Origin of the sequence: Clostridium sp. 1001270J_160509_D11 (genome assembly GCF_015667935.1) — a bacterium.
Classification (GTDB): Bacteria; Bacillota; Clostridia; order Peptostreptococcales; family Peptostreptococcaceae; genus Intestinibacter.
In genome coordinates this window covers 23,467-29,758 of the sequence record NZ_JADPET010000016.1, presented here as the reverse complement: position 1 = coordinate 29,758, position 6,292 = coordinate 23,467, and the positions used below count along the sequence as shown (strand labels likewise).

Genomic DNA, 6,292 nt, shown 5'->3' with positions numbered 1-6,292 from the left:
TGCTATTTATGTTTAGATCATTTCTAATATCAATTTATACGTATGAAAATATTAATAAACTTATCAAACTAAATCTTAATAAATTTTATTTCATATTAAAAAACAAGCTAATTTATAATTTTGAATCAATAATAGTCGAAAATGTTAAAATTTTGTAAAAAAACTAAATATAAGAAGGGTTTTTAAGAAAATAAATGGAATTATAAATTAAGTAGACAAAATATAGTGTATTTAAAAATACAAAATAAATTTAAGCAAAATCAACTAAAACAACTTATTATTTTATTAAATAAGAAAAGGGGGATAATAATGACAAGTAGCAGTAAAAATAAAACGTTATTAAATAATTTCCTTTCTTTCTTACTTATCACAGTTGGAGCTACACTTGCTGCAATAGCTCTAGAAATATTTTTGGTACCAAACAATATAATTGATGGTGGAATAATAGGTATATCCATTATGGTCAGTTATATAACGAAAATTAAATTAAGTGTTCTTACCTTTGTCTTAAATATACCGTTTTTAATTTTAGGATATAAACAATTAGGAAAGAGTTTTTTGATAAAAGCAGCTTATGCAATGATTGTATTATCTCTTTTATTAGAAGAACTTAAACCAGTACCCGAGCTAACTAATGATGTTCTTTTGGCAACAGTATTCGGTGGATTACTTCTAGGAATAGGTGTTGGATTTGTTATAAAATTTGGTGCATGTTTAGATGGAACAGAAGTAGTTGCCATATTAATAAATAAAAAGACATCATTTTCTGTAGGGCAAGTAGTAATGTTTTTAAATTTCTTCATATATTCAACTGCAGGATTTTTATTTGGATGGGATAGAGCTCTTTACTCAATATTGACATATTTTATTACTTTTAAGATTATCGATATGGTATCTGAGGGATTTGAACAAGCAAAGGCGGCTATGATTATAACTAATCATGGAGAAGAAATAGCAAATAGTATATATAAACATTTGGGAAGAACAGTTACAATGCTAGAAGGCGAAGGATTGATAAGTGGGAAAAAGGTTGTATTATATGCAGTAGTAACAAGAATAGAAATACCTGAGCTTAAAAGAATAGTAGCAGCTGATGATTATTCTGCTTTTGTTACAATAACTGATGTAAATGAGATTGTTGGAAAACATATTAAAAAGAAAAAAGAAGAAACACAAACAAGTTAAATATATAAGGCTGTCGAATTAAAATAAATCGACAGCCTTTTTATGTTTATTCATTATATACAAAACTTATGATAAAATAGTAATTACATTTTTAGTAATTAGGAGGTAGTAATACATGGATGCAAATAATTTATTAATGACTGGATTTGTACTTACTGTAGGTGCAATGGCAATTTTAATAAGCATAATAAGTTTTGGATTTATGATAATGTATCAAGTTAGAAATAAAGTTAAAGTTAACAATTATGTAAAAATGATAATTTTAATAGCTTTTATAATAGGAGTTGTATTAGTTCTTGTATCAGCTAGTAAATTAGACTTAAAATCTTTGGGATTTTAAGTAAATACAGAAGATATTATATTTATACATATAAATAAGATATTTAAAGTAAAATATTAAAATTTGGAGGAGAAATGGATAAAAAAATTGATTTGACAGAAGGTGGGATAGTCGAAAAACTAGTGAAAATAGCTATCCCTATAATGGCTACATCATTTATTCAAATTGCATACAATTTAATCGATATGATGTGGGTTGGAAAAAATGGTAGTAACTCGGTAGCAGCAGTTGGAACAGCAGGGTTTTATCCTTGGCTTGCAATGGCATTTGTTATGTTTTCAAAAATTGGTGGAGAAGTAAAAGTAGCTCAAAGTATGGGAGAGAAAAATACAAAGGAAGTTAAATCTTACATAAAATCATCTATAGAGTTAAATGTATTTTTATCAATAACTTATACTTTAGTATTAATTCTATTTAATAAGCAATTAATAGATATATTTAATTTAGGCGATTTAGAAGTAATCACAATGTCTAGACAGTATTTAGTTATACTTGCTATAGGAATGATTTTTTATTTTATAAATCCTGTATTCACATCGATCTTTATAGGTCTTGGAAATAGTTCTATACCATTTAGGATTAACACAATAGGACTTATAGCTAATATTATTTTAGACCCACTGCTAATTTTCGGATTTGGACCTATTGATGCTTTAGGAACAAATGGAGCAGGTATTGCTACAATAACAGCACAAATAATCGTTACTTGTGTATTTGTAGGGTATATAATAAAAAATAAAATAGAGTATTTTAAAGTTAAATACTTTAGAAATATAGAGTTAGAATACTTTAAAACTTTATATAAGCTAGGTTTGCCAGTAGCTATTCAAAATGCATTATTCACTCTTATATCTATGGCTATGGGAGTAATTGTTGCATCTTTTGGACCAGTAGCAGTAGCTGTTCAAAAGGTAGGTTCACAAATAGAATCTATATCTTGGATGAGTGCTGATGGATTTGCCTCAGCATTGTCTACTTTTACAGGACAAAATTATGGAGCATATAAATTTGACAGAATAAATAAAGGAAGTAAAATCGGATTAATAGGCGCTTTAATATGGGGAAGTATAACTACATTAGTTTTAGTATTTTTAGGCGATATAATATTTAGAGCATTTATAAATGAGCCAGATGCAATAATAAAAGGTGTAGATTATTTAAAAATCCTTGGATATTCTCAACTATTAATGTGTATAGAAATAACTATTACAGGAATACTTAAGGGGTTAGGAAGGACATATATACCTTCAGTAACAAGTATAGTATTAAATTTAGCTAGGATACCTATGGCAATTGTACTTAGTAAACCAGATATACTTGGAATAAACGGTATATGGTGGAGTATAAGCATAAGTAGTATTTTTAAAGGTATAATACTGCTTTCAATTTTTGTTATTTTAAATAAAAGTAAAAAACTTTATAAATCAAATAATAAAAATAATTTAGGTGTAAAAGACGAGTTATATTCTTAATATAAATATTAAAAAAAGTAAGGATGATCATAAAATTGTGATTATCCTTACTTTTTTTGTTTATATATAGATAATATGGAAATTACGACTTAGGTAAATGATGGAATTAGTTATTTCCTATTGAATTAGTAGGAAATTTTGATATAATCTAACCATAGGGATTGAGAATTATTATCAATCTCCATTCATCACTAATTTAATCATCATGGAGGGAAAAATGAGAAAACTTAAATCATTAGTGTTAATGTTAGTAGCAATACTATCATTATCAGTATTAACAGGTTGTTCAAGTAACAACGAATCAGCAGACAAAGCTGAAACAAGAGTTGTAAAAACTGAAAAAGGAGATGTAGAAATACCTGCAAATCCAAAACGTATAGTTGATATTTCAGGAAGTAGTGAAGAATTAGCTATATTAGGATACGTTCCAGTGGCAACTGCTAACGTAGATTCTTACGATACAGAAAATGTACCATCATACATGAAAGAAACTTTCAAAGATACAAAAGTAGTTGGACATTCAATGATGGATACTATGGATATAGAAGCTATAATAGAAGCTAATCCAGACTTAATAATAATGGCGCCAAGACAAGAAAAAATGTACGATGAATTAAAAGAAATAGCGCCAGTTGTAATGCTTAAAGATTGTTCAAATGATTGGGAAGCAAACTTAAAACAAGTAGCTGCATTATTTGATAAAGAAGATGAAGCACAAACTTGGTTAGATAACTATTATGCAGAAGCTAAAAAAATAGGAGATGAAATAAAGAAAGCAAAAGGTGACGAATCTTATGTAGTAGCTTTAGCATCTTCTGGACAATTTATGATATTCTCTGAAGGTGGAATGGGAACTATCTTAAAAGATGATATGGGTCTTAAACAACCAGCAAATATGCCAGAACAAGATAGTATAACACTTCCAACTGTAAGTATAGAAGGACTTTCAGAAATAGATGCAGATAACATAATAGTGATAGGTATGGCATCTGACAAACAAGATTTAGCTAAAAACAGCGTATTTAATGAAATAAGAGCTGTAAAAGATGGAAACTATGTATTCTTAGATGCAAGTCCATTCTTCTCACAAGCTTATAATCCAATGGGAAGAAAATTATTATTAGACGAAGTAAAAAATGCTTTAATGTAGCATAAAATAAAGATTATTTTTAGATTAGGTGGATAAATTATATTTATTCACCTAATTTGATTTTAAGATATAAATTAGAAAATTCAAAAAAAGGAGGGTTGAATTTGGCTAATTCAAATAGAAGAAATTCATATATTTTAATTATTTGTGGATTATTGTTATTGTCTCTAGGAATATTTTTATCAGTATCAATAGGGGCAAAAGATATAGATTTTTCAACTATGATAAATAGTTTATTTGGACAAGGAAACGATATAAATTCAAAAATTATACGAGATGTAAGAATACCAAGAGCACTTGCTGGTGTATTAGTTGGAGGATTTTTAGCAGTATCAGGTGCGATTATGCAGGGGATTACTCGAAATCCTATAGCTGAACCATCAGTTATAGGTATAACTCAAGGTGCTACATTTATGGTAGCAATAGCTCTAGTATTACAACAAGTAAATTCAAATATAGTTATAGGTGGATTTTCACTTATGATATTTGCATTTTTAGGAGCTAGTATAAGTGGGTTATTTGTTTATTTTGTAAGTTCGAGATCTATGGGGAAAACTGACCTAATAAAACTTACATTAGCAGGGACAGCACTTGGAACATTATTAATATCACTAGCTACAGGTGCAGCGATGTACTTTAACTTATCTCAACAATTAAGTTTCTGGATAAATGGTGGATTTATCGGTGTTAATTGGGAAGGTGTTAAATTATTATTTATCGTCGGCATAATCGGTATGGTATGTGCGATGGTTATGGCAAAGAGAATAACAATCCTTAGCTTAGGAGAGGATGTTGCCATTGGTCTTGGAGAAAATACAAATCGCACAAGATTTATATCACTTGTAATAGTAATATTACTTACAGGAGCGTCAGTTTCTGTAGCTGGAAATATAATATTTGTAGGTCTTATAATACCTCAAATAGCTAAAAAATTAGTAGGTGTTGATTTTAAATATATAATACCATGTTCATTTGTACTTGGTTCTGTATTAATAGTCTACAGTGACGTAATATCAAGACTTATAAATCCACCTTATGAAACACCAATAGGATCACTAACTGCGCTATTAGGTGTACCGGTATTTATATATCTTATTAGAAAGGAAGTGAAATAATATGAAAAAAAATAAAAGATTTATGATTATATCACTAGTTCTAATAGGGCTTATATTTGCAACATTTGTAATAAGTTTAAATATGGGTTCTTCAACATTAACACCGACAGATGTTATTAAAACTCTTGTTGGTCTTGGTACAAAAAATCAAGAAATAGTAATATTTAGACTGAGATTACCTAGAATACTTATGGCGATTTTAATAGGGATTGCTTTAGCAATTGCAGGGACTATCCTACAAGGTGTCACTAAAAATGATTTAGCTGATGCAGGTATATTAGGGATAAATTCAGGTGCTGCATTATTTGTAGTTATGTATATATATTTCTTAAACGGAAATGTATATGACGGAATAAGCAATTTTACGATATATACAATGCCATTTGTTGCACTTTGTGGTGCATTATTTGGCGCATTTTTAATATATGCATTGGCGTGGAATAAAGGTATAAATTCATCTCGTTTATTATTAATCGGGATTGGAATAAATACTGCATTTCTAGCATTACTTACAGTTTTCCAATTAAAATTTACTACACAAGAATTTAATAGAGTTGTAGCGTGGACAAACGGTAGTATATGGGGAGCAACATGGAAATACGTTTATATAATTGCTCCATTTGTAATTTTATTTGGTTCTTTTGCATTTTATAAGTCAAGAGATTTAGATGTATTAAATCTAGGAGATGAAATGTCGACAGGTCTTGGACTTGAAGTTGAAAAAGAAAGAAGAATAATGATAGTAGTTGCAGTTGTTTTAGCAGGTGTTGCTACATCAGTTGCAGGAAGTATAGCATTTTTAGGGCTAGTATCTCCACATATTGCACGTAAATTAGTTGGACCAGCTCATAAAAAGTTAATACCTGTTGCATCATTAGTAGGTGCGTTTATTTTATTAGCATCAGATACAATTGCTAGAAATATATTTGCCCCACTTGAAATACCAGTTGGACTAGTTGTTTCAGTAATTGGTGTACCTTATTTCATCTACTTAATGTTAAAAGCTGATTAAGTAAATGAATATTTAGAA

At 28.8% G+C, this 6,292-nt stretch carries 6 protein-coding genes; all 6 read left to right on the top strand.

The annotated features are described in order from the left end of the window. Positions 1-309: 309 nt before the first annotated feature. The 6 genes from I4U58_RS03185 (at position 310) to I4U58_RS03160 (ending at position 6,274) form a co-directional block, all read left to right on the top strand. On the top strand, positions 310-1,185 hold the full coding sequence (locus I4U58_RS03185) for a YitT family protein (RefSeq protein WP_195929597.1): 876 nt from the start codon (positions 310-312) through the stop codon (positions 1,183-1,185). A gap of 115 nt (positions 1,186-1,300) precedes the next feature. Then, a complete protein-coding gene (locus I4U58_RS03180) occupies positions 1,301-1,525 on the top strand; it encodes a hypothetical protein (RefSeq protein WP_195929596.1) in 225 nt (74 codons plus the stop codon). A gap of 74 nt (positions 1,526-1,599) precedes the next feature. Then, positions 1,600-2,997, top strand: coding sequence for an MATE family efflux transporter (locus I4U58_RS03175; protein WP_195929595.1), 1,398 nt, complete (start codon positions 1,600-1,602; stop codon positions 2,995-2,997). 217 nt (positions 2,998-3,214) lie between these two features. Then, positions 3,215-4,147 (top strand): iron-hydroxamate ABC transporter substrate-binding protein, encoded by a 933-nt coding sequence (locus tag I4U58_RS03170; protein WP_195929594.1) that lies wholly within the window; start codon positions 3,215-3,217, stop codon positions 4,145-4,147. 104 nt (positions 4,148-4,251) lie between these two features. After that, positions 4,252-5,262: an iron ABC transporter permease gene (locus I4U58_RS03165; protein WP_195929593.1), complete on the top strand. Its 1,011-nt coding sequence runs from the start codon at positions 4,252-4,254 to the stop codon at positions 5,260-5,262. Between the two features lies 1 nt (position 5,263). Further along, positions 5,264-6,274, top strand: a complete 1,011-nt coding sequence (locus tag I4U58_RS03160) for an iron ABC transporter permease (protein ID WP_195929592.1) — start codon at positions 5,264-5,266, stop codon at positions 6,272-6,274. Positions 6,275-6,292 lie beyond the last annotated feature (18 nt).

Bases quoted from the DNA above. Each gene is read 5' to 3' on its own strand.
- I4U58_RS03160 (WP_195929592.1), top strand. From the start codon at position 5,264: ATGAAAAAAAATAAAAGATTTATGATTATATCACTAGTTCTAATAGGG.
- I4U58_RS03170 (WP_195929594.1), top strand. From the start codon at position 3,215: ATGAGAAAACTTAAATCATTAGTGTTAATGTTAGTAGCAATACTATCA.
- I4U58_RS03175 (WP_195929595.1), top strand. From the start codon at position 1,600: ATGGATAAAAAAATTGATTTGACAGAAGGTGGGATAGTCGAAAAACTA.
- I4U58_RS03180 (WP_195929596.1), top strand. From the start codon at position 1,301: ATGGATGCAAATAATTTATTAATGACTGGATTTGTACTTACTGTAGGT.
- I4U58_RS03185 (WP_195929597.1), top strand. From the start codon at position 310: ATGACAAGTAGCAGTAAAAATAAAACGTTATTAAATAATTTCCTTTCT.